Source organism: Sphingomonas sp. BL-S-05 (assembly GCF_055521695.1).
Genome location: NZ_CM145499.1, coordinates 3,457,760 through 3,480,964 on the forward strand (window position 1 = coordinate 3,457,760; position 23,205 = coordinate 3,480,964).

Annotated in this window: 16 protein-coding genes and 1 tRNA gene; 9 read left to right on the forward strand and 8 right to left on the reverse strand. The window is 66.8% G+C overall.

The annotated features are described in order from the left end of the window. Window positions 1-646 precede the first annotated feature (646 nt). The gene (locus tag ACZ1JS_RS16070) at window positions 647-3,013 is read left to right on the forward strand and encodes a TonB-dependent receptor (RefSeq protein ID WP_465166926.1); all 2,367 of its coding nucleotides are present in this window, start codon (window positions 647-649) and stop codon (window positions 3,011-3,013) included. 16 nt (window positions 3,014-3,029) lie between these two features. Continuing rightward, complete coding sequence (locus ACZ1JS_RS16075; RefSeq protein ID WP_465166927.1) at window positions 3,030-3,713, forward strand: Fe2+-dependent dioxygenase; 684 nt, start codon at window positions 3,030-3,032, stop codon at window positions 3,711-3,713. A gap of 3 nt (window positions 3,714-3,716) precedes the next feature. Here the strand turns inward: ACZ1JS_RS16075 and ACZ1JS_RS16080 are convergent, their stop codons facing one another. Beyond that, a complete protein-coding gene (locus ACZ1JS_RS16080; RefSeq protein ID WP_465166928.1) occupies window positions 3,717-4,466 on the reverse strand; it encodes a 3-keto-disaccharide hydrolase in 750 nt (249 codons plus the stop codon). A gap of 177 nt (window positions 4,467-4,643) precedes the next feature. On the opposite strand from ACZ1JS_RS16080, the gene ACZ1JS_RS16085 reads away from it, so the two are divergent. Both ACZ1JS_RS16085 and ACZ1JS_RS16090 read left to right on the forward strand, forming a co-directional pair. Then, entirely contained in the window at window positions 4,644-6,803 is a 2,160-nt protein-coding gene (locus ACZ1JS_RS16085) for a M3 family metallopeptidase (protein ID WP_465166929.1), read from the forward strand. Window positions 6,804-6,907: 104 nt separating this feature from the next. Then, a complete protein-coding gene (locus ACZ1JS_RS16090; protein ID WP_465166930.1) occupies window positions 6,908-9,025 on the forward strand; it encodes a S9 family peptidase in 2,118 nt (705 codons plus the stop codon). 10 nt (window positions 9,026-9,035) lie between these two features. Here ACZ1JS_RS16090 and ACZ1JS_RS16095 read toward each other — a convergent pair whose 3' ends face one another. The 4 genes from ACZ1JS_RS16095 to ACZ1JS_RS16110 form a co-directional block, all read right to left on the reverse strand. Next, a complete protein-coding gene (locus tag ACZ1JS_RS16095) occupies window positions 9,036-10,523 on the reverse strand; it encodes an MFS transporter (RefSeq protein ID WP_465168721.1) in 1,488 nt (495 codons plus the stop codon). Between the two features lie 38 nt (window positions 10,524-10,561). Further along, entirely contained in the window at window positions 10,562-12,013 is a 1,452-nt protein-coding gene (locus ACZ1JS_RS16100) for an OprO/OprP family phosphate-selective porin (protein WP_465166931.1), read from the reverse strand. A gap of 319 nt (window positions 12,014-12,332) precedes the next feature. Then, window positions 12,333-13,658 (reverse strand): tricarballylate/proton symporter TcuC, encoded by a 1,326-nt coding sequence (tcuC, locus tag ACZ1JS_RS16105; protein WP_465166932.1) that lies wholly within the window; start codon window positions 13,656-13,658, stop codon window positions 12,333-12,335. Beyond that, the gene (locus tag ACZ1JS_RS16110; RefSeq protein ID WP_465166933.1) at window positions 13,655-14,464 is read right to left on the reverse strand and encodes a substrate-binding domain-containing protein; all 810 of its coding nucleotides are present in this window, start codon (window positions 14,462-14,464) and stop codon (window positions 13,655-13,657) included. The genes tcuC and ACZ1JS_RS16110 overlap by 4 nt, the downstream gene beginning before the upstream one ends. A gap of 221 nt (window positions 14,465-14,685) precedes the next feature. Between ACZ1JS_RS16110 and ACZ1JS_RS16115 the strand changes: the two genes are divergently transcribed. Beyond that, the gene (locus ACZ1JS_RS16115) at window positions 14,686-15,897 is read left to right on the forward strand and encodes a cation:dicarboxylate symporter family transporter (RefSeq protein ID WP_465168722.1); all 1,212 of its coding nucleotides are present in this window, start codon (window positions 14,686-14,688) and stop codon (window positions 15,895-15,897) included. Here ACZ1JS_RS16115 and ACZ1JS_RS16120 read toward each other — a convergent pair. Further along, window positions 15,871-16,770, reverse strand: a complete 900-nt coding sequence (locus tag ACZ1JS_RS16120; protein ID WP_465166934.1) for a LysR family transcriptional regulator — start codon at window positions 16,768-16,770, stop codon at window positions 15,871-15,873. The genes ACZ1JS_RS16115 and ACZ1JS_RS16120 overlap by 27 nt on opposite strands. A gap of 8 nt (window positions 16,771-16,778) precedes the next feature. Next, a complete protein-coding gene (locus ACZ1JS_RS16125) occupies window positions 16,779-17,117 on the reverse strand; it encodes an Lrp/AsnC ligand binding domain-containing protein (RefSeq protein WP_465166935.1) in 339 nt (112 codons plus the stop codon). A 253-nt stretch (window positions 17,118-17,370) separates the two neighbouring features. On the opposite strand from ACZ1JS_RS16125, the gene ACZ1JS_RS16130 reads away from it, so the two are divergent. The 3 genes from ACZ1JS_RS16130 to ACZ1JS_RS16140 all read left to right on the forward strand — a co-directional run bounded on the left by ACZ1JS_RS16130 (window position 17,371) and on the right by ACZ1JS_RS16140 (window position 21,983). Beyond that, entirely contained in the window at window positions 17,371-17,745 is a 375-nt protein-coding gene (locus ACZ1JS_RS16130; protein WP_465166936.1) for a hypothetical protein, read from the forward strand. 13 nt (window positions 17,746-17,758) lie between these two features. Continuing rightward, window positions 17,759-19,414 (forward strand): alkaline phosphatase D family protein, encoded by a 1,656-nt coding sequence (locus ACZ1JS_RS16135; RefSeq protein ID WP_465166937.1) that lies wholly within the window; start codon window positions 17,759-17,761, stop codon window positions 19,412-19,414. 163 nt (window positions 19,415-19,577) lie between these two features. Beyond that, window positions 19,578-21,983 carry a TonB-dependent receptor domain-containing protein gene (locus ACZ1JS_RS16140; protein WP_465166938.1) on the forward strand — a complete coding sequence of 802 codons (2,406 nt, stop codon included), beginning with the start codon at window positions 19,578-19,580 and terminating at the stop codon, window positions 21,981-21,983. Between the two features lie 174 nt (window positions 21,984-22,157). On the opposite strand, the gene ACZ1JS_RS16145 is transcribed toward ACZ1JS_RS16140, so the two are convergent. Further along, window positions 22,158-22,248 (reverse strand) — tRNA-Ser (locus ACZ1JS_RS16145). Between the two features lie 90 nt (window positions 22,249-22,338). Here ACZ1JS_RS16145 and ACZ1JS_RS16150 point away from each other — a divergent pair. After that, a complete protein-coding gene (locus ACZ1JS_RS16150; RefSeq protein ID WP_465166939.1) occupies window positions 22,339-23,202 on the forward strand; it encodes a peptidylprolyl isomerase in 864 nt (287 codons plus the stop codon). Window positions 23,203-23,205 lie beyond the last annotated feature (3 nt).

The following is a 23,205-nucleotide window of genomic DNA, read 5'->3' on the forward strand; positions in this document are numbered from 1 at the left end:
ATGCCCGAAGGAAGGCGCACCAACGCCGATTGTCGTTTCCTCGCCATCGGGCGACGGAATCGGTCAGTTTCGGCGTTACCGGCAAGGCGGTTATTTTCTTGTTTTTGTAGAAGGGTTTATTTCAATCCTTTCCACTGGTTCAGGAAGGATTAAGTCATCCGGTAAACCTTGTGTCAACTGATACCAATGGCACATTCCGGGACAGTATGAACATATATGCCACTTATCGGCGTTCAAAAACCGGAATAACCGGGACATTTCAACGGCGGATCAACATTTAGTACGAGTTGCCATCGCCGAAACGACCTTTCTACTGTTCCTGTGTTGCGGTTCTGCTTCAATTGGCGTCGGCGATGCGGATCGTTTCAAAGATCAAGGTTTTTCAAAAAGTAAAAGGATCGCAATCATATCGATTGCGAAATGATTTTCCCGGCGTCCGTTGGGCATGTGATGATTCGCCGGTTCGGCGCGACGCGCGATCTGTAGGGCGTGGCGCCGATCGGACGCAGTAGGGGGGGGAGCACATGGCACGAACCATCGCCCCGATCCGATCGACGCGCCATCCGAGTGCTAATAGGAATTTGTCGCAACAAGATTGACTATGCGAGTAAGTCGCAATAGCTGGCCTCCGCAAAGGGGGACCAGAATGAACCACACGATAGGTTTTCTCGCGATGGGCTGTGTCGGCTTCATCGCCACGGCACCGGCCGCCGCCATGGCAGCGCCGGACACGAAACAGGACCGGATCGACGACCGTGACGTCATCGTGGTCAACGGACAGAAGACGGCCGAGGCGAAGCTCGAAAGCCCGAAGGCGACCGCGCCGCTGGCCGATGTGCCGCAGACGATTACCGTCCTGAACGACCAGACGATCCGCAAGCAGAATCTGCAGACGCTGCGCGATGCGTTGCAGACCATTCCCGGCATCACCTTCGCCGCGGGCGAGGGCGGCGGCGGTTACGGCGATTCGATCAACCTGCGCGGCTATTCGGCGGCGAACGACATCACCGTCGACGGCGTGCGCGATTCGGCGCAATATAACCGTACCGACCCGTTCAACCTGCAGCAGATCGAGGTCTATAACGGCGCCAACACCGTCTTCAACGGATCGGGATCGGTCGGCGGGACCATCAACCTCGTGTCGAAGGTGCCGGGTGCGCAGGACCTGTCGATCGCGCAACTGTCGGTCGGCACGGACGATTATCGCCGCGCGTCGATCGACGCCAACCGGCGCGTTTCCGATCTGGTCGCGGTGCGGCTGACCGGCGCCTATCACCATAATCGCGTGCCCGGACGCGACGTCGAGACGTTCGAACGCTGGGGCATCGCGCCTTCGGTGACGATCGGCATCGGCGGCCCGACCAGCCTGACGCTCGCCTATGTCCACCAACAGGATCGCAACGTCCCGCTCTACGGCGTGCCTTATTATGAAAGCCCGATCGGCGGCGGCGTGCTGCCCGGCGTCGACCGGTCCGATTATTACGGCATCGCCAATCTCGACCGGCAGGACCAGATCGTCGATCGCTTCACCGCGACCTTCCGCCATGCCGTCGACGATCATCTGTCGGTGCGCAACCTGACCCGGTGGCAGCGCGTCGCGCAGGACAGCGTCACCAGCGCGCCGCAGGGGACCTATTGCCTCGCCACCACCGGGCTGCAGCCGGTCGGCGCCAATGCCGCGGCAACGGTCGGTCTTGCCTGCCCCGCCGGCCTTGCGCGCGGCAACTGGCGGCCATCGGGGCCGCGCGGCCTGTCGCGCGATCAGGTGAACGACCTGCTCCACAACCAGGTCGATCTGCGCCACGAAGCGGGCAGCAAGGGCGCGCTGCACAATATCGCCAATATCGGCATGTCGGGCACGGTCGAGAACTATCACATCACCAGCGGCAGCCTGTTGCGCACCCCGGCCGGGGTCGCGGTGACGCAGCCCGACCTGCCGATCGCGCGTCCCGGCACGCGCTGGGCCGGGCCGGTCAACCTGACCGTCACCGCCCAGGCGCGTTCCGAAACCCAAAATGTCGCGGTCTATGCCTTCGACACGCTGGAGATCGGCCGCTGGTTCGAACTGAACGGCGGGGTCCGCTGGGAGGTGCAGGACGCCCGCTTCCGCAACCTGCCGCTGGCGGTGGTGCCGCCGGGCACGACCGCCCTGACCGCCCTGCAGCAACAGGTGCAGCACTCGAACGAACGGCTCTTCTCCTATCGCGGCGGCATGGTGTTCCATCCGGTCGAAACGGTCAGCATCTATGCCGGCTATGGCAAGGCGAAGACCCCTTCGTCGCAGACGGTGCGGCTGGGCTGCGGCGTGCCGAGCGTGATCGGCGGTGCCGACCCGTGCGCCGTCGCCCCCGAAACCGCACAGAATATCGAGGCGGGGGTGAAGGCGGCGCTGTTCGGCCGCCGGCTGGAGGCGACCGCCGCGATCTTCCGCAACGAACGCACCAATTACCGCGTGCCGTCGAACGACCCGGCGCTGCCGGCGGGCTTGCAGGTGCTCGACGGCCGGTCGCGGGTCGACGGCATCGCGCTCGGCCTGTCGGGATCGATCGTGCCTGCCTGGACGATCTTCGCCAACTATACCTATCTCGACGGCGGGGTGCGGCAGTCGATCTCGAACCGTGACCGGGCGGCGGGCGTCCGCGATCCGCAGGCGGGGGCCGTGCTGGTGCAGACGCCCGAACATTCGGGGTCGCTGTTCACCACCTACAAGCTGCCCTTCGGTCTGGAGGTCGGCTATGGCCTCACCTATCAGGGCAGCATCGCGCTCAACGTGCCGACCGCGCTGCAACCGGTGCAGTTCCGCGCGGACGATTATCTGATCCACCGCGCCTACCTGGCCTATACCATCGCCGAACGGGCAACGGTGCAATTGAACGTGCAGAACTTCACCGACGAACGCTATCTGACCGGCGTGCGCAGCAATGTGAACGGCACCACTGGCGCGGTTTCGGGTGGCTGGGCGATGCCGGGCGACCGGCGGCAGGCGGTGCTCAGCCTGTTCTACAACTTCTGACCTGGGGGCGGCGGCGATGTTGATTGCGATACCGGAGGTTCTCGACGCCGCCGCCCTCGACCGGGTGCGCGCGCTGATGGCGGGCGGCGACTGGACCGACGGCAACGCGACGTCGGGGCCGCAGGCGGCGCTCGCCAAGCGCAACCGGCAATTGCCCGAGGATGGCGATGCGGCGCGCGCGGCGGGGGCGATCGTGCTCGACGCGCTCGGCCGGGCGCCGCTGTTCATCGCCGCCGCGCTGCCGCTGAAAGTCTTTCCGCCGCTGTTCAATCGCTATGCCGGCGGGGAGGCGTTCGGGCTGCACGTCGACAATGCCATCCGCATGAAGCGCGGCACCGACTTTCGCATCCGCTCCGACCTGTCGGCCACCTTGTTCCTCGAAGACCCGGCCAGTTACGATGGTGGCGAACTGGTGATCGAGGACCGGTTCGGGCCGCAGACGGTCAAGCTGCCCGCCGGGCATATGATCCTCTACCCCGCGTCCAGCCTGCACCGGGTGACGCCGGTCACACGCGGGGTGCGTACCGCCGCCTTCTTCTGGGTGCAGTCGATGGTCCGCGACGACGGCGCGCGGCGCATGCTGTTCGACCTCGACCAGTCGGTGCAGACGCTGGCTGCCGAGCGCGGGCAGGGCGATGCCGTCGTCGTGCAACTGACCGGGCTGTATCACAATCTGCTGCGGCGCTGGGCCGACGCCTGACCGTTACCGGCGCGCGTCGATGGCCGATGCGGCGATCGGGCGCAGCTTGATGTTGCGGAACGCGACCGGCTCGCCATGGTCCTGCAGGCCGATGACCCCGCTTGCGAAGGTGCCGAACGCCGGCATCGTCGCGAACTTCGATCCCGCCACCCGCTTGCGCCACGCCGCGTCGCCATAGGAGACGTCGGCGGTCGGCGTCCCGTTCAGCCACTGGCGGATGCGCCCGCGCTCGACCAGCAGCCGGGCATGGTTCCAGCTACCCGCCGGCCGCGCCGCGCCGGACGGCGGCACGGTCATATCGTACAGCGCCCCGGCGCGGTGCGTCGGGATCCTGCCGTCCGAATGGGCGGCATCGTCGAGCACCTGCATCTCCAGCCCGCTCTGGTACAGCAGCGGCGCGCCGGCCACGTTGCGGGCAAGGTAGAGCACGCCGCTATTGCCGCCGCGCGCCACTTTCCAGTCGAGCGTCAGCTCGAACGCGCCATAGCGATCGGCGGTGACCAGATCGTCGCCGCGCATCTCGCCATCGCGCTTGTCGAGCATCAACGCGCCATCGCGCACCACCCAGGACGCGGCCGGCGCCGAACCATCGAACGACCGCCATCCCGACAGGTCGCGCCCGTTGAACAACAGCCGCCACCCCTGCGCCCGTTCCTGTGCGCTCAGGACGTTGTTCCGTTGCTGCGCAGGTCCGGCCATGACCGGGAAGGCCATCATCGCCAGCGCCAAACCGATGCCGAATGCCGTGCGCATGGTGCTCTCCTACCTATCGACCGGCGTTTTCGCCGCGTTGCCGCTGGCTTAGCGGCTGTGAACCCGATGACAAGCAGGCACCGCCACGCGATGCGGCCGGCTTCGCATGTCGGCGGCCATTGCGGGACGAAGCCGGCGGTGCGACACCGTCGCCATCCTTGTACCGACGGAGCCGTCATGCGCCTGTTTCCCGTTACCGCCGCCGCCACGATCCTGATGCTGTCGACCACCGCCATCGCCGCGCCGCTACCCGCGACCAATCCGTTCGCGCGCGCGAGCACGCTGCCGTTCCAGGCGCCGCCGTTCGACCGGGTCAAGAGCGACGATTACGGCCCGGCGATCCGTGCGGGCATGGCCGAACAACGCGCGGAGATCGCCGCGATCACCCGCGCCCGCAGCGCGCCGACCTTCGACAACACGATCGCGGCGATGGAGCGGTCGGGCCGGCTGCTCGAACGCGCCAGCCTCGCCTTCTACGGCGTCGTCGGCGCCAATACCGACGACACGCTGCAACGCACGCAGGCCGAACTCGCCCCCGAATTCGCTGCGCATCAGGACGCGATCAACCTCGACCCCGCCCTGTTCGCGCGGGTGCGGACGCTGTACGACCAGCGCCAGTCGCTGGGCCTGAACGCCGAACAGTTGCAGGTGCTGACGCTCACCTATCAGGGCATGGTCCGCGCCGGCGCGCTGCTGTCGCCTGCCGACAAGAAGACGCTGAGCGGCTATAACGCGCAACTCTCGACGCTGGAGACCGCGTTCCAGCAGAAGCTGCTCGCCGCGGCGAAGGCCGGCGCGCTGGTGGTCGACGACCGGGCGAAGCTCGACGGACTGTCGGAGGGTGAGATCGCCGCGGCGGCCGATGCGGCGAAGGCGCGCGGGCTGGCCGGCAAATATGTGCTGACGTTGCAGAACACGACGCAGCAACCCGAACTGGCGACGCTGAAGAATCGTGCGACGCGCGAGGCGCTGTTCAACGCCAGCTGGACCCGCGCGGCGAAGGGCGATGCCAACGATACCCGCGCGACGATCGTGCAGATCGCGGCGCTGCGTGCGCAAAAGGCGAAGCTGCTCGGTTTCAAGACCTGGGCCGATTACGTGCTGCAGGACCAGATGGCGCAGAACCCCCAGACCGCTTTGGGCTTCATGCAGCGCCTGGGCACGCCGGTCGCCGCCGAGCAGCGGCGCGAGGCGGCCGAGTTGCAGGCACAGATCGCCGCGACCGGCGGCGATTTCCAGCTTAAGCCATGGGACTGGGATTTCTATTCCGAACAGGTCCGCAAGGCGCGCTACGACCTCAACCAGGACGAACTGAAGCCCTATTTCGAAATCGACAAGGTGCTGACCGACGGCGTGTTCTATGCCGCCAACCAGCTTTACGGCGTGACCTTCAAGCGGCGGACCGACATTCCGGTCTATCATCCCGACATCAGCGTCTATGAGGTGCTGGAGGCGAACGGCACGCCCGTAGGGCTGATGTATTTCGACCTGTGGAAACGCGACAACAAGAATGGCGGCGCGTGGATGTCGAACTTCGTCAACCAGTCGAAACTGCTTGGCACGAAGCCGGTCATCTATAACGTCGCCAACTTCACCAAACCCGCCGCCGGACAGCCTGCGCTGATCAGCTTCGACGACGTGACGACCATGTTCCACGAATTCGGCCATGCGCTGCACGGCCTGTTCGCGAACCAGACCTATCCGAGCATCTCGGGCACCAACACCGCGCGCGACTTCGTCGAGTTTCCGTCGCAGTTCAACGAACATTGGGCGCTCGATCCCAAGATCCTGCCGCATTACGCGGTGCATTACCGCACCGGACAGATCATTCCGCAGACCCTGATCGACAAGATCAAGCGCGCCGGCACGTTCAATTCGGGCTATTCGTTCGGCGAGGCGCTGGCCGCCGCCGAGATGGACATGAGCTGGCATTCGCTGACCGCCGCGGACGGGGTGCAGGACGCCGATGCGTTCGAGGCGAAGGCGCTGGCCGCGACCGGGCTGGACATTGCCGACGTGCCCCCGCGCTATCGCTCGACCTACTTCCTGCACATCTGGGGCAACGGTTATGCGGCGGGCTATTACGCCTATAGCTGGACCAAGATGCTGAGCGCGAACGCGTTCGACTGGTTCGGTCGGCATGGCGGCCTGACCCGCGCCAATGGCCAGCGCTTCCGCGACCTGATCCTGTCCAAGGGCCATACAGAGGATTACGCGACCATGTTCCGCAACTTCAACGGCGCCGATCCGCAGGTCGGCCCGCTGCTGCGCGACTTGGGCCTCAACGCCGACGGATCGCGCATCGCGACCGACGGGACGGCAACGGTCGCGAAATAGCCGATGCCCGCCCGATCCGGTGCCTAACCACCGGATCGGGCGCCCTTGCGTTGCTCGCCCGGCCCGGTCATCCTCCCGCTCGACGATGCTTCGGGGACAGGACCATGAGAATGCGGTGGGTGACGGCGATGATGCTGGTGTCGCTGGCGGTTCCGGCGTTCGCGCAAGGGGCGGGGCCGCGCGGGCCGGTCGCCGCGAAGAAACCGTATCAGGTGACCTCGCCGAACGGCACGCGGGCGGATGAATATTACTGGCTGCGCGACGACAGCCGCAAGCGGCCGGACATGCTGGCCTATCTGGCGGCGGAGAATGCCTATGCCGACGCGCAACTGGCCGCGCTCAAGCCGCTCCAGACGAAACTCTACGAAGAGGCCGTCGCGCATATCAAGCAGGACGACAGCAGCGTCCCGTTCCTGAAGAACGGCTATTGGTATGGGTCGCGTTTCGCGACCGGTGCCGACTATCCGGTGATCGAACGGCGTCGGGGCAGCGCGACCGCCGCCCCGGCGGTGCTGTTCGATCAGCCCGCCATGGCCAAGGGGCATAGTTTCTTCGCGCTGTCGAACTGGTCGGTCAGTCCCGACAACCGGATGGTCGCCTGGGCCGAAGATACGGTCGGGCGGCGGCAATATGTGCTGAAGGTAAAGGATATCGCGACCGGCCAGGTCCATGCCGATACGGTTTCGAACATCGAACCCAATATCGTCTGGGCCGGCGACAACCGCACGATCCTCTATATCGCGAAGGACCCGGTGACGCTTCGCGGCTACCGGGTGATGGCGCATGCTCTCGGCACCCCGGTCAGCGCCGACCGGATGCTGTACGAGGAGAAGGACGACACTTTCCAGATGACGATCGGCCGGACCACCGACGATCGCTATGTCTGCATCACCGTCCAGAGCACGGTCAGCGACGAACAGCGTTGCGCGCCTGCGACCCGGCCGGACGCGTTCACCGTGATCGCGCCCCGCCGCCGCGAGTTTCGCTATGGTGCGGACCATCTGGGCGAGCGCTGGATCATCCGGACCAACCGGGACGCGCTGAACTACAAGCTGGTGACGCTTGCCGACCGGGATGCGGCAAGCGGCGTCGCCGCGTGGCGCGATCTGGTGCCGGCCAGCGACACGGTGTTCATCGAGGATTTCAAGCCGTTCGCCGGCTTCGTCGCGATCGACCAGCGCGAGGGCGGCAACCGCATGATCCGCCTGCTGACCGATACCGGCCGATCGGTCCCGGTGCAGGCGGGCGAACCCGCCTATCGCATGGGCCTGTCGACGAACGAGGAGCCGGATACGCCCTGGGTCCGCTACACCTACAGCTCGCTGGTCACACCGACGACGACCTTCGAGATCAACGCGCGGACCGGCGAGCGCCGGACGCTGAAGGTAACGCCGGTACCGGGCTATGATCCGTCGAACTACGTCACCGAACGGCTATGGGCGCCGGCCCGCGACGGGACGCGCATCCCCGTCTCGCTCGTCTATCGCAAGGGCCTGAAGCGCGACGGTACCGCGCCGCTGTTCCAATATGCCTATGGCAGCTACGGCTATTCGACCGATCCGTCGGTCGATCCGGGACAGATCGGGCTGCTCGATCGCGGCGTGGTCTATGCCATCGCGCATATCCGCGGCGGTCAGGAAATGGGCCGCCGCTGGTATGACGACGGCCATCTGCTCAAGAAGAAGAACAGCTTCACCGATTTCATCGACGTCACCCGCTATCTGGTCGCGCAGAAATATGCCGCCCCGGGGCGCGTCGCCGCGATGGGGGGCAGTGCCGGCGGGCTGCTGATGGGCGCGGTCGCCAACATGGCGCCGCAGGATTACAAGGTGATGGTCGCGCAGGTCCCCTTTGTCGACGTCGTCACGACGATGCTCGACGCGTCGATCCCGCTCACGACCTTCGAATATGACGAATGGGGCAACCCGGCGGACAAGCCCTATTACGATTATATGCTGAGCTACTCGCCCTACGACAATGTCGCGGCACAGGCGTATCCGGCGCTCTATGTCGGCACCGGGCTGTGGGACAGCCAGGTGCAATATTACGAACCCGCCAAATGGGTCGCGAGGCTGCGCGAGCGCAAGACCGACGCCAACCCGCTGCTGTTCCGCATCGACATGGAGGCGGGGCATGGCGGCAAGTCCGGCCGGTTCGAACGCCTTCGCCAGAAGGCCGAATGGCAGGCGTTCATGCTGTCGCAGCTGGGCGTGGCCGGATAGGCATCGGCCCCTAGCCGCGATGGCCGCTCATCGTGTCGCCGGCGTCCGTCGCGAACTGCCGGTTCCAGAAGAACGCCGCGGCCGAGATCGCCGATACGACCATGAACGACGTCGAGAAGACCGCGAGGGTCGGCGCACCCCCGCCGCGGGCCAGCGTGCCGACCTCCAGCACCGTCGCCGCGACGCAGATGCCGAGCGACAGCATGAGCTGCTGGAACGTCGCATAGAAGCTAGCCGCCGCGCTCATCCGCTCGTCCGCGACCTCGGCATAGGCGATGGCATTGTAGCCGGTGAACTGGAACGAGGTGAAGAAGCCGGACAGGGCGAGCACGCCGATGATCGCCGCGACCGGCCAGTCGGGCCGGAACAACGCGCAGGTGGCATAGCCGAGGCTGCTCACCAGCCCCGATACGATCAGGCTGCGACGAAAACCGAAACGGCGCAGCACGCGCGGCGCCAGCGCCTTCATCGCCAGCGCGCCGATCGCGGTCGCCATGGTGATCGTGCCGGTCGTCGCCGCCGTCAGGCCGAACCCGATCTGGAACATCAGCGGCAGCAGGAACGGCTGCGCCCCCTGCGTGATCCGCGTCAGCGACCCGCCGATCACCGACAGGCGAAAGGTCGGCACCCGCATTAGTCGCAGGTCGAGGATCGGGTCGGCGGCGCGCCGCGCATGGCGGATATAGGCGTATCCGGCGGCCAGCCCGAACCCGATCAGCGCCAGCGCGATCCAGCCGGTCCCCGCCCGGCTCGCCAGTTCGAACCCGAACAACAGGCACCCCAGCGCGATCCCCGACAGGACGAACCCGCCCGCATCGAACCGCTGCGGCCCGTCGCCGCGAATGTCGGGGATCAGCGTCAGCGCGCCGAGGATGCCGGCGATGCCGATCGGAATGTTGAGATAGAAGATCCAGCGCCAGTCGAGCCATGTCACGATCAACCCGCCCAGCGGCGGCCCGAGGATCGGCCCGACCAGTGCGGGCATGACCAGCCATGACAGCGCCTGCACCATGTCCTCGCGTCGCACGCTGCGCAGCAGGACCAGCCGCCCGACCGGCACCATCATCGCCCCGCCGATACCCTGCAGGAAGCGCGCCGCGACCAGCATCGGTAGTGACCCCGCCTGTGCACACAGGATCGACCCGAGCAGGAACACGCCGATCGCACCGCAAAAGATCGTCCGCGACCCGAACCGGTCGGCCAGCGTCCCGCTCGCCGGAATGAACAGCGCCAGCGACAGCAGATAGCTGGTCAGCGCAAGGCTGAGATTGGTGGCGGGCACGCCCAGATCGCGCGCCATGGTCGGCAGCGCGATCGTCAGCACCGTGCCGTCGAGCTGTTGCATGAACAGTGCCGACGCCACCACCAGCGCGATCACGCGATAGCCGCGCGCCGCTGCGGGCCGGGCATCGGTGACGTCCGACAGGCCGCTGCCCGGCGGGACCCCGTCGCCCGCATCCGCCATCGTCGTCGCCAATCTACCGCGTCGCGACCCCATGCCGTCCCACTCGTTGCTGCACTGCAACCTTGAACGCATCAGAACGCGATTTGCGCCCGTCCGATCAGGCTCCGGCCATGGTCGCGCGCTATCGCGCCCGCGACCGGGTTGGCCAGCATCCAGTCGATCGCGTTCAGTTGCAGCCGGACGAAATTGTTGAGGTACCAGTTCACGCCCAGCGTCAATGCCGTCCCGCGCCCGGCGGTCGGATTGTCGCTATAGTCCAGCTCCTCGTATCGCGCGGCCAGTTCGACCGCACCGCTGCCGCCGGTGGTGAAGGGCCGCAGCACCTTTGGCCGGCTCCACACCCCGCCCCGCGTCAGATAGGGCGGCGTCTCGCCGGTCAGGAACCAGCCGCCCTGTACCGCCCATGCGTTCTGATGGGTGGTGTCGCCCGCGCGATTTTCCAATCGCCGGCTGCCCGCCTCGGCATAGGCCCAGAGCGAATGGTGGAAGGTGCCGAGTTCGACGCCATAGCCATCGCCCGCCACCGGACCGGGGAAACTGCCCGGCGCGATCCGCAGATTGTCGTTGTAGAAGCCGCCGACGGCGATGCTGCGCGTCGGGCGGCTGACATCGCTCGCCAGCCGTTCGTGGAAACCCCATAGCCCCAGATGCACCAGCCAGTCGTCGGTGCGAACCGGGTTCCAGTGCGCGCGCGCCGCGATGGTCAGCCCGTCGCCCGCCGTGCCGGGGTTGGCGATATCGTCCCCCGACAGCTGCACGCCGACATGCCAGCCCTTGCCATAGATGCGGGCCGCCGCACCGAGTCCGAAAAAGCCCCGCGCCGGGATGATGCCCTGCGCCACGACATTGCGTTCGAGGAACGGGACCGCGATCGTGCCGCTCGACCCGTCCAGCCCGCGATCGTTCAGCCGGTTGCCAAGCGCGAACTCCGCCTGCTGCCCCAGGAATCCGGTGGTCCAGGCGAGATAGGCCGATTTGATCGCCACCTCGTTATCGGCGAAATCGCCTTCGAGCAGATAGGACAGATGCTTGCCGAACGTCCCCTCGATGCCGAGGCGGAGCGACCGCGCCTGCGTCGCGGTCACGTTGCGGGTCGCCACGTCGCTGCCGGTCGTGGAGCCCATGTCGATCAGGATGCGACCGCGCGGACGGAAGCTCAGCGCGCCATCGGCGCTGACGAATTCGGGCGTGCCCTTCGACCAGTCGACATGCGCATTTTCGCGCTGTGCCCGCTCGACCCGCGCCATCCGCGCCTCCAGCGACGGCGGATGCGCGTCGGACGGCAGCGACTGGCCGAGCGGGGCGGGGGTGCGGACCGGCGGCGTGGTCTGCGCCATTTGTGGCGTCGCCGGATCGGTCGCGGGGGTAGCGGTGCCTTCGACCGCGGCCAGCCGCGCTTCGAGGCGTTCGATCCGGGCGGCCTGTTCGCGGACCAGCCGGGCCAGCGTCGCGACATCGGCGTCCTGCGCCGCTGCCGGCGCGGCGATCAACAGGCTCGTGGCCAACAGGCTGGCACGAAACATGGGATTTCTCCGAATGGGGGAAGCGCGGCGGCCGTGCCGCTCGCAGCGGGTCGTCGTTCCCGCAAAGGGGGGCGAAAAGTCCGCTTCACCGTATCCCTGAACCCTCCCGTACCCCCGCGAAGGCGGGGGCTCAGAGCCAGGCAGAACAGAGGTTTGCGGATGTGGCCCTGGATCCCCGCCTTCGCGGGGATACGGCGAAGCGGCCTATCGCAGAGGTCTCGCCTTCGCCGGAATGACGACGGTTGGTGGGGATCCGGCGCGCGGTGGTGAAACTGCCGTGCCGACATATCCCGGCGTCTGCCGGGGCATGTCCGTCCGATCACCCCGCCTTGCGCCGCGCCCGCGCACTGCCGATCAACAGCGCGAGGAGCGACAGGATCGCGGCGGCGGCGCACCATGCGCCGGGGATCGCCTTGTCGCCGGTCGCGCCGATCAGCGCGGTGCTGATCGCCGGGGTGAACCCGCCGAAGATCGCGGTGGCAAGGCTGTAGGCGAGGCTGAAGCCGACGGTGCGGACATGCGCCGGGATGACTTCGGTCAAATAGACGATGAAGGCACCATTATAGGTCGCATAGATCGCCGCGAGCAGCAGTTCGACCGCGAGCAGCCGCCCGAAGCTGGGCGACGCGACCAGCCAGCTCATCAGCGGATAGGCAAGCACCGCGCCCAGCACCGTCGCGGTGATCAGCAGCGGCCGACGCCCGACCCGATCCGACAGCGCGCCCATCACCGGCAGCAGCACGAAGTTGGTGATGCCGACACAGGCGGTGACGAACAGGCTTTCGCCGGGGCTGAGCGACAACACCTTGCTGCCGAAGGTCGGGGTATAGGCGGTGATCATGTAGAAGAAGACGGTCGTCATCACCGCCATCAGCGTACCCTGCACCACCACGCCCCAATTGCCGCCGATGGTCCGCAGGATCTGGCCGAGTTGCGGATGCTCCTTGCGGTTCAGGAACGCCTCGGTCTCCTCCATGTGGCGACGGATGACGAACAGGAACGGGATCATCACGCAGCCGATGATGAACGGGATGCGCCAACCCCATGCCTGCATCGTGTCGGGCGACAGGTTGGTCGACACCAGCAACCCGATCAGCGCGGCGAACACCACCGCCGCCTGCTGGCTGGCCGACTGCCATGAGGTGAAGAAGCCCTTGCGGTTGGGCGGCGCGATCTCGTTCAGATAGACCGACACGCCGCCGACCTCGACACCCGCCGACAGGCCCTGGACCAGTCGCCCGATCAGGATGATGATCGGCGCGGCAAGGCCGATCTGTTCATAGGTCGGCGTGACCGCGATGGCGAGCGTGCCCAGCGCCATCAGTCCCAGCGTCAGCAGCAAGCCCTGCCGTCGCCCGTGCCGGTCGATATAGGCACCCAGCACCAGCGCACCGACCGGACGCATCAGGAATCCGGCGCCGAAGGTCATCAGCGTCAGCATCAGCGACGCGAACTCGCTGCCGGTCGGGAAGAACGCCTTCGCGATGTAGGTGGCGTAATAGCCGAACACCATGAAGTCGAACATTTCGAGGAAGTTGCCGCTGGCGACGATGAAGATCGACTTGAATGCCGACTTTTTCCGCTCGGCCGAAATCGGCGGCGCGGCGCCCGCGCTGTCGGCGGGATAGGGGATGGCTTGGGTCATGGTGTCACCTTTGCGACGACCGGTTCGAGGCCGCTGTCGCGGATCTGCCGGTGGGCTTTGGGGGAGGCGAGATAGGCGATCAGCGCGCGTGCTTCGGCCTGATGCGGGGAATAGGCGACGACACCGGCCGAGAAGGGCGTGACCTTCTGCAACGTGTCGGGCAGCAGGCCGATGATTCGGATGCCCTTGACGGGCTTGAGTTCGCTCAGCTGCTGGAACCCGATCTCGGCCTGACCGTCGGCGACGATCTTGCCGACCGGGGTGGCGGGAATCATCCGCCCCTTGGGCCGGACCTGATCGGCGATGCCCAGCCGGTCGAGCATCGCCGACTGGATATACACGCCCGATGCGCTGTCCGACCACGCCACCGACTTGGCGGTCAGCAGCGTCGATCGCAGCGCTTCGGGGGTGGTGATGTTCGGGGTGGGCGCGCCCGTCCTGACCGCGACCGCGATCTTGGACAGGCCCAGATCGACCGTGGTTCCGGGCGTCACGACCTTCTGTTCGGCCAGCTTGTCGAGCCCGCTGCGCGCGAGGATGACGACATCGGCGGCTTCGTGGCGCGCCAGGCGATTGGGGATCGCCTGTGGCGTGTCGCCCATCGACGGCCCGTGTTCGGTGACGATATGGACGCCGGTATCGCGTTCATATTGCTTGGCCAGCGCCTCGAACGCGGCGGTGAACCCGCCCGAGGTGAAGACATGGAGTTCGCGGGGGCGGCGCTGCGCGGTGGCATCGCCGGTCTGGAAGCCGATCAGCGCGGCAAGTCCCAGGAACAGCGCGGTGCGCCGCGACAGGACGGCCATCGGCCTGGATAGTGGATCGTGCATGAACACCTCTCGTTCGTCCCGCTCTCCGGCGGATTCCCGTGGCGGCAAAGGCTTGAGCCGGCGTGCCGTATGCGACACTAAGCAGCACCGGCGGCCTTTCGATCAAATGCAATGATCGAGCCGCTTTATGCGTCAGACGCATAAATAGTCGCGAAAGGACGGTCGCTACGCGTAACCTTCGTCACCTTTGGGTGCAGATGCTGCTGGGGATCGCGGCTGGTACGCTGATCGGCGTCTGGCTGCCCGACCTCGGCCGCGCGCTGGGTCCGCTCGGCATCGCCTTTGTGAAGGCGATGCGGATGATGGTGCCGCCCGTCCTGTTCTGCACGATCGTCGAGGGGATCGTGCGCCACGGCGCGGCGCGCGACACCGGCGCGACCGTGTTGCGCAGCGTCCTGATGTTCCTCGCAATTACCCTTGCCGCGCTCGGGCTGGGGCTGGGCGCCGCGCTGGTCCTCCATCCGGGCGAGGGGCTGGTGCTCGCCCCCGACGCCGCGACGCTCGACCTCGTCGCGCAACAGGTCCGCGCGCGCTCGATCGCCGGGCCGGGCGATTTCCTGCTCCATATCGTCCCCGACACGCTGTTCTCCGCCTTCACCGCCGGCGACGTCCTGCCGGTCCTGTTCGTCGCCGCGCTGGTCGGCTTCGGCCTGCTGCGCATCGGCGAAGCGGGCGCACCGATCGTCCGCGGGATCGAGGCGCTGACGCGGTTGCAGTTCGCGATCTTCGGCTTCCTGATCCGCGCCGCCCCGGTCGGCGCCTTCGGTGCTATTGCTTTTACCGTCGGCACTTATGGTATCGGCTTCATCGGATCGCTCGGCGTGCTGGTGGCGACGCTGGCGCTCGCCTGCGGCCTGCTGGTCGCCGGGCTGCTGCTGGCGATAAGGCTGGCGACCGGCATCGGTCCCGGCGGCCTGTGGCGCCTGTTCCGCGACGAAATCCTGATCGTCCTCGGCACCTCCTCGACCGAGGTCGTGCTGCCGCGCCTGATCGAAAAGCTCGAGGCGATGGGCTGTCCGCGCGGCATCGTCGGGCTGACCGTACCGCTCGGCTATTCGCTCAACCTCGCCGGCACCGCCGTCTACCTGATCGTCGCGACGCTGTTCCTCGCCGAAGCGGTCGACGTGACCCTCTCGCCCGCACGTATCCTTACCTATCTCGCGGTGATGTTCATCACGTCGAAGGCGGCGGCGGGGGTCACGGGCAGCGGCTTTTCGGCGCTGCTGCTGACCTTGTCGCTGCTGCCCGACGTGCCCGTGGGCGCGGCGGCGCTGCTGATCGCGATCGACCGCTTCCTGTCCGAAATCCGTGCGCTGACCAGCGGTACCGCCAATGTCGCCGCGTCGCTGCTGGTCACCCGGTGGAGCGGGGTCCGCCCCGCGCTACCGTCCCCACGCCGCGGCGAGTAGCGCCATCAGCCGGGTCGCGGTCGGCGACAGCGTCGCCGACGCGCGGCGCAGCACGCCGATCGTCCGCACGACCTCCGCCCCGGCCAGCGGCCGCCACACCAGATCGCGCGCCTCCGGCCCCTCGCAGGCGAGGCGCGGCAGCACCGATGGCCCGAGTCCCGCCTGCACCAGCGCCAGCGCCGAAGTCAGCCGCGTCACTTCGTAGAACCAGCGCAACTCGATCCCCGCCCGCGCCAGCCCGGCGTCGAGCGCGGTCCGGTTGCCGCTGCCCATATGCACCGTCACCAACCGCATGCCCGTAAGGTCGGCCCAACCCGGTGCGGGCATCTCCGCCAGCGGATCGTCGCGTCGGCAGACCAGGCCATAGGGATCGTCGGTCAGCGGCTCGAACGACAGGTCGGCATCCGACAGCACCGGCAGGGTGATGGCGAACTCCGCCTCGCCGGTCCGCACCGCCTCGGCACATTCGGTCGCCGACAGGTCGAGCACGCGGACGCGGACGTTGCGATATTCCTGCCCGAACTGTTCCAGCACGTCGGGCAGGAACCGCACCGTCGCGCTGGGGATGCTGGCGACGGTCAGCCGCCCGGCGCGTCGCTCGCCCAGCGCCATCATGCCCAGCAGCGAATGGTCGACTTCCTCCAGCAACCGCCGCAGCAACGGCACGATCTCCTGCCCTGCGGGGGTCAGCCGGACGCTGCGGGTCGTCCGTTCGAGGAGCGGCGTGCCGACCATCGCCTCCAGCTTCTGCACTCGCCGGCTTAGCGCCGGCTGCGACAGGTTGAGCTGTTCCGCCGCGCGCAGGAAACTCTTGCCCTCCGCCACGGCGAGGAGCGCGCGCAGGTCCAGCAACTCGCAATTCAACTGGGACATGCATCACTCTACGGCGTTGCGGGAAATCGGATGCCGGCTCGGCCGTGCCGCGTTGGATGCGGCAGCCTCGCCGGACGATGGACGTTCCGCACGCCGGGGTCCAGTGTCCGGCGACATATCCGGCTAAGAGCAATGCGGTCGCTGCGGATTTGCGCGCCATCCGGCAGCTTCGATAATTTGCTGCGATAGACCCGGTCGTAATCGCCGAACGAACGCACATGCACCATCATCACGAAATCGGTGTCGCCCGACACGAAACTGCAAAGGCTCATCGACGGGCAGCGTACCACCGCTTCCTCGAACTCGTTCAGCACGTCTTCGGTCTGTGACCGCAATTCGATCGACACCAGCACGGGTCGTGTAGCTGTTGATCGCCCCACGTTCGTCGAGGAACTTGCGCCGCCGTGCCGCGGCGGTTCCTCCATCGTACACACGGCCTCCCGCTAGGTCGTTGTGCAACACAAGAAATCGCCCGCACCGTCAATCTGAGAACTGCGACCCATCGGTTACGGTATATGCCGGGCAGTGGGCGGTACCGCTCGCCACCGATCGCGACGGCATGCGTCCCGCAGTGTAACCGCCGCGTCACGCCATCGTCGCATGGCCTTCATCATGCGCCGTCAGTGGGTTGTCCTGTATCGCAAAGGGGCAGACATGGTCACGCGTATCGGATTTTCCTTCATACCGCTGGTGCCGGCATCCTGCCTCGCCATGCCGGCCGCGTCGGCGCAGGCATCGACACAGCCCGACGCGGACGCCGAGGACGCAAGCAGCAACGACATCATCGTCGCCGCACAGCACATCGCACAGCGCGCCAGGGATGTGCCGATCACGCTTTCGGTCAAGTTCCTGCGCAACGCCTTCGACCGGGATGATCTGCTCAGCGCCGGCAATAGCGGCGGCGGCTTCGGCATTCCGGCCTTCCTCCCCAGTGAGCCGCGCTTCTACGGCGCCCGGCTGTCCCCCCGTTTTTAAAGGAATCACGACGATGACGATGATCGGACGACGCGGCGCATTGGCGCTGATCGGCGGCGGGGCGGGGATGCTGGTGCCGGGAGCGGCGGCCACCGCAACGACGGTGCGGACGGCGCGGTTCGACCACGGGGTCGCCAGCGGCGATCCGGCGACGGACGGCGCGGTGCTGTGGACCCGCGCGACCGTCGATACGGGGGCGGGGGACGTCGCGCTCGACTGGCACGTCGCCGAAACGCCCGATGCCAAGCCCTATCGTTCGGGACGCGTCACGGCGCGGGCGGCGGCGGACCATACGGCGAAGGTCGAGGCGACCGGCCTCGCCCCCGGTCGCGACTATCATTTCTGGTTCACCGCGCCCGACGGGACGTGCTCGCCGGTCGGGCGGTTCCGCACGCTGCCGCAGGGGAAGGTCGACCGGCTGGTGATCGCCATCGCCTCATGCCAGCTCTATCCCGGCGGCTTGTTCAACGCCTATGCCGACATGGCGGCGCTGCCGCAGCTCGATGCGGTCCTGCATCTCGGCGACTATATCTATGAATATGGCGCCGATGGCTATGGCGCGGATATCGGCCGTAAGCTGGGGCGGCTGCCCGATCCGCCGCACGAGATCGTTGCGCTCGACGATTATCGCCGCCGCCATGCGCAGGTGAAGTCCGACCCCGATATGCAGGCGGCGCATGCCCGTGCGGCATTCATCTGTGTCTGGGACGATCACGAGGTCGCCAATGATGGCTGGGTCGGTGGGGCGGAGAATCACGATCCCGCGACCGAGGGCGACTGGACCGCGCGCAAGGCGGCAGCGATGCAGGCCTATTTCGAATGGATGCCGATCCGCGAATCCCGGCGCGGGCTGGGGCGCGAAGCGATTTATCGCAGCTTCGAATTCGGCGATCTCGCGACCCTGGCGATGGTCGAGACGCGGTTGCTGGCGCGGTCGCAACAGGCCGCGTTCAAGGGGGAGGCACCCGAGCCGAACGAGGTTGCCGCCGTGCTGGCGACGCGCGCCCGACCCGACCGCGAGATGCTGGGTGCCGAGCAGCAGCGCTGGCTCGAACAGATGCTGTCGCAATCGGTCGCGGCGGGGAAACCGTGGCAGTTGCTGGGCAATCAGGTGGTGATGGCGCGCGTCGCCGGACCCGATCTGCCGGTAATGATGGGCCGCGAGCGCTATGAAGCGGCGCTGGCGACGATGCCCGCCTCCTTTCGCGAGCGCCTGCCGGCACTGGTCGCGGGCTATCGTGCGGGGGTGCCGTTCAGCCTCGATTCGTGGGACGGCTATCCGGCGGCGCGCGAGCGGCTCTACGCCGCCTTTGCCCGGGCCGGCAGCCGACCGGTGGTGCTGTCGGGCGACAGCCACGCCGCATGGTCGAACGACCTGTATGACGCGGGCGGGCGGCTGGCCGCGGTCGAGTTCGGCTGCACCGCGATTACCAGCCCGTCCTATGGCGCGCTGCTGCCCGGTATCGGTGCGCTGGTGGCGGAAACGAACCGCGAGGTCCTGTTCTGCGATCAGGATCGCAAGGGCTATTCGCTGCTAACGCTGACCCCCGATGCGGTCGTGACCGAGCATGTCGCGGTGTCGAGCGTCATGGCGAAACCGTTCACCCGCACCGTCGCCGCGCGCCACCGCGTGACGACCGATCGGTCGAAGGGGATTGTCGACGCATGAAGGGAAACCGGGCGGGGGACTGCTCCCGCCCGTTTTTCGAGGACGTCGGCGTACCGACGGAGATTGTCACCGACAGGTCATCGATCCGTCGCGCAGGATTAACCAACGCATCGCAGGGCGCGCCCCGAAAGGACGGCAGTTCAGCACGTCCGGGGGGAATATCATGACTGCACGCTTGTGGCTGCTCGGCGCCGCGCCCATCGCCCTTATCGCATCTTCCGCGCATGCGCAGGAACCCGTCGTCGTGGCAGCGACTGCCGCACCCGATGTCGACGAAGCGGCCCCGGTCGAGGGCGATGAGATCGTCGTCCTCGGCTTCGGCCAGACCCGACAGGTGCAGACGATCTCAGCGGTCGACATGGAGCGCCTGACCCCCGGTACGTCGCCGCTGAAGGCGGCGGCCAAGCTGCCCGGCGTCAATTTCCAGTCCGCCGACGCGTTCGGTGCCTATGAATGGTCGACCCGCATCTCGCTGCGCGGCTTCAACCAGAACCAGCTGGGCTTCACCCTCGATGGCGTGCCGCTCGGCGACATGAGCTATGGCAACGTCAACGGCCTGCACATCAGCCGTGCGATCCTGTCCGAAAACATCGCGACGACGACCGTCGCACAGGGTGCCGGTGCGCTCGGCACCGCTTCGACCAGCAATCTGGGCGGGACGCTGGAATTCGTCAGCCGCAAGCCGTCCGACACCGCCGATGTCGTCGCATCGGGCACCTATGGCAGCAATGATACCGTCCGGGCCTTCGCGCGGATCGACAGCGGCGACCTGGGCGGCGGGCTGATGGGCTATCTGTCCTATGGCTATCTCGGCACCGACAAGTGGAAGGGCTTCGGCGTGCAGCGCCAGCACCAGGCCAATGCCAAGCTGGTCAAGGAAATCGATACGCGTGGCAGCATCACCGCGTTCGTCAATTTCTCCGACCGGCGCGAAAACGACTATCAGGATCTCAGCTACGACATCATCGCCCGTCGCAGTCTGCGTGCCGACAATATCTCGAACGACTATCCGACCGCGTTGCAGATCGGCCGCGTGTACCAGAATCAGGCGGCGCAGAGCGCCTATGCCGCCGCCAATGGCGGCTCGACGACCGGCTTCGTGGCACCCTGGACCGGAGCGGGCTTCACCTTCCCGACCGGGTTCGGCACGGTCGACGATGCCTATTACGACGCCGCCGGTCTGCGCCGCGACTGGCTGGGCGGGCTGACCGTCGATGCGAAGCTGACGCCCGAATTGTCGCTGACCTCGACCGCCTATTATCATCACAACAAGGGGCAGGGGTCGTGGATCACGCCCTATTCGCCGACCCCGGCGGGCGCGCTCGGCCCCGATGGCACCGCGCTGCCGGCTTCGGCGACCTCGACCAGCGGCCTCGCCTCGCCGCTCGGCTTCCGTACCACCGAATATGGCATCGACCGTGCCGGCAACCAGACGCGCATGGCGCTGACCACCGGCGACAACCGGATCGAGATCGGCCTGTGGTACGAGACCAACAGCTTTCAACAGGCGCGCCGCTTCTACGGAATGAACGACGCCGCGTCGCCCAACCGCAATGCGCGTGATTTCCAGGCCAATGCCTATCGCACCCAATGGGACGGCAAGTACGACACCGAGACGCTGCAATATCACGTCGCGGATACGCTCTACCTCGGCGCGCTGACGCTGAATGGCGGGTGGAAGGGGCTGCGCGTGAACAACGCCGCCAATCTGCGGACCGGCACGCTGGTCGTCGGTGAGATCAAGGCGCGCGACTGGTTCCTGCCACAGGCGTCGGCACTGTTCCGCCTTGGCGGCGGGGCGGAATTGTTCGCCAGCTATACCGAGAATCTGCGGGCCTTCGTCTCCTCGGCGACCACCGGTCCGTTCGCGACCACGCAGAACGGGTTCAACGCGATCCGCGCGACGCTGAAGCCCGAAACCTCGAAGACGATCGAGGGCGGCGCGCGCCTGCGCTCGGGCGGGCTGCAATTGTCGGCGGTCGCCTATCATGTCGATTTCGCGAACCGGCTGCTGACCTTCGCCAATGGCGCCGGGATCATCGGCAACCCGCCGACGCTGAACAATGCCGGCAGTGTCGAAAGCTATGGCGCCGAACTCGCCGCGACCTATCGCGTGGCGCGTCCGCTGACGCTGTTCGCCAGCTATTCGTACAACAAGGCGACCTATCGTGACGACGTCCGCAACGCGGCGGGCGTGGTGCTGCAACCGACCGCGGGCAAGACCGTGGTCGATACGCCCGAGCATATGGCGAAGGGCGAGATCGCCTATGACGACGACCGTTTCTTCACCCGGGTCGGCGGCGATTATATGTCGAAGCGCTACTTCACCTATCTGAACGACCGGTCGGTCGGTGCCCGGCTGCTGGTCGATGCCAGCATCGGCTATCGCCTGACCGGCATCGGGGGCGTGCTAGACGGGCTGGCGATTGAGGGTAGCGTCAACAATTTGACCAACCGGCGGTATATCGCGACCGTCGGCACCAACGGCTACACCGCGCGGGGCGACAACCAGACGCTGCTCGCCGGCGCGCCGCGCCAGTGGTTCGTGACGCTGCGCCGGGGTTTTTGAGGAGAGCGGACCGGCAGGGTGAGAGAATCATCCTGCCGGCTGCCGCGGATGTAAATGTTCGCCGGCAAGGCGTCTCGGTCAGGCATGGGCGGCGCATGGCGTGTCGCTACGGTAAGGTTGCGACCGGGCGGATTTGCCGACATTTGCCACGAAAGCATATATCGGGGGACCAGGTGGCGGAGCGGGAGGGATTCGAACCCTCGATACGGTTTTGCCGTATACTCACTTTCCAGGCGAGCGCCTTCGACCACTCGGCCACCGCTCCGCATTGCCGGAAGGTGGGTTCCCTAGGGCGCGGCGGGGTTTCGTGCAAGCGGGAGTTGCGGGGGCAACGTGGCGCGTGGCAGGATGGCGCATGCACTTCGTCTCGCTGATCGCAGCTTTGCTTCAGGCCGCTGCCCCCGCCTCTCCGCCGATGCCGGCCGATCCGATCGAGAGCGACTGGCGAGCGATTCCCGACAACGAATTGCTGGTGATGACGCTGGCGGGGGACAAGCGGGTCGTGATCCGGCTGGCGCCGCGCTACGCGCCGGTCCATGTCGACAATCTGCGTAAGCTGGCGCAGGCACATTGGTGGGATGGCAGTTCGGTCTACCGGGTGCAGGACAATTACGTCGCGCAATGGGGCGACGTGACCGAGAAGAAGCCGCTGCCCGCCGGAGTCGTCGCCAATCCGCCCGCCGAATATGTCACCGGCCGCTATGACGCGGTAACGCAGATGACGCGACGCGATCCCTATGCGGCGAAGAGCGGGCATAGCGCCGATGGTTGGCCGGTGGCGAGCGACGGCAAGGGAGCGTGGCTGACCCATTGCTATGCGATGGTCGGCGTCGGCCGCGACATGGCGCCGAGCACCGGCAGCGGCGCCGAACTCTATGCGGTGATCGGCCATGGCCCCCGCCATCTCGACCGCAACATCGCACTGGTCGGCCGCGTGGTGGAGGGGATCGAATATCTGTCGTCCTTGCCGCGCGGTACCGGCACGATGGGCTTCTATGCGCCCGATCAGACGCCCACCCAGATCGTGTCGGTGCGGCTGGCGAGCGAGATCCCAGCGGCCGAACGACCGCATTTTCAGGTGCGGGCGGCGGACAATGCCCGCTACGCCGCATGGGTGAAGGGCCGTGAAAATCGCGAGCCGCCCTTTTTCGAAGTACCGGCGGGCGGCGCGGATATCTGCAATGCGATGCCGCCGGTCCGGCGGACGCCGACCAAATAGGCG

Bases quoted from the DNA above. Each gene is read 5' to 3' on its own strand.
- ACZ1JS_RS16150 (WP_465166939.1), top strand. From the start codon at position 22,339: ATGCACTTCGTCTCGCTGATCGCAGCTTTGCTTCAGGCCGCTGCCCCC.
- ACZ1JS_RS16080 (WP_465166928.1), bottom strand. From the start codon at position 4,466: ATGCGCACGGCATTCGGCATCGGTTTGGCGCTGGCGATGATGGCCTTC.
- ACZ1JS_RS16120 (WP_465166934.1), bottom strand. From the start codon at position 16,770: ATGTCCCAGTTGAATTGCGAGTTGCTGGACCTGCGCGCGCTCCTCGCC.
- ACZ1JS_RS16075 (WP_465166927.1), top strand. From the start codon at position 3,030: ATGTTGATTGCGATACCGGAGGTTCTCGACGCCGCCGCCCTCGACCGG.
- ACZ1JS_RS16130 (WP_465166936.1), top strand. From the start codon at position 17,371: ATGGCCTTCATCATGCGCCGTCAGTGGGTTGTCCTGTATCGCAAAGGG.
- ACZ1JS_RS16100 (WP_465166931.1), bottom strand. From the start codon at position 12,013: ATGTTTCGTGCCAGCCTGTTGGCCACGAGCCTGTTGATCGCCGCGCCG.
- ACZ1JS_RS16090 (WP_465166930.1), top strand. From the start codon at position 6,908: ATGAGAATGCGGTGGGTGACGGCGATGATGCTGGTGTCGCTGGCGGTT.
- ACZ1JS_RS16135 (WP_465166937.1), top strand. From the start codon at position 17,759: ATGACGATGATCGGACGACGCGGCGCATTGGCGCTGATCGGCGGCGGG.
- ACZ1JS_RS16115 (WP_465168722.1), top strand. From the start codon at position 14,686: ATGCTGCTGGGGATCGCGGCTGGTACGCTGATCGGCGTCTGGCTGCCC.
- ACZ1JS_RS16085 (WP_465166929.1), top strand. From the start codon at position 4,644: ATGCGCCTGTTTCCCGTTACCGCCGCCGCCACGATCCTGATGCTGTCG.
- tcuC (WP_465166932.1), bottom strand. From the start codon at position 13,658: ATGACCCAAGCCATCCCCTATCCCGCCGACAGCGCGGGCGCCGCGCCG.
- ACZ1JS_RS16070 (WP_465166926.1), top strand. From the start codon at position 647: ATGAACCACACGATAGGTTTTCTCGCGATGGGCTGTGTCGGCTTCATC.
- ACZ1JS_RS16095 (WP_465168721.1), bottom strand. From the start codon at position 10,523: ATGGGGTCGCGACGCGGTAGATTGGCGACGACGATGGCGGATGCGGGC.
- ACZ1JS_RS16110 (WP_465166933.1), bottom strand. From the start codon at position 14,464: ATGGCCGTCCTGTCGCGGCGCACCGCGCTGTTCCTGGGACTTGCCGCG.
- ACZ1JS_RS16140 (WP_465166938.1), top strand. From the start codon at position 19,578: ATGACTGCACGCTTGTGGCTGCTCGGCGCCGCGCCCATCGCCCTTATC.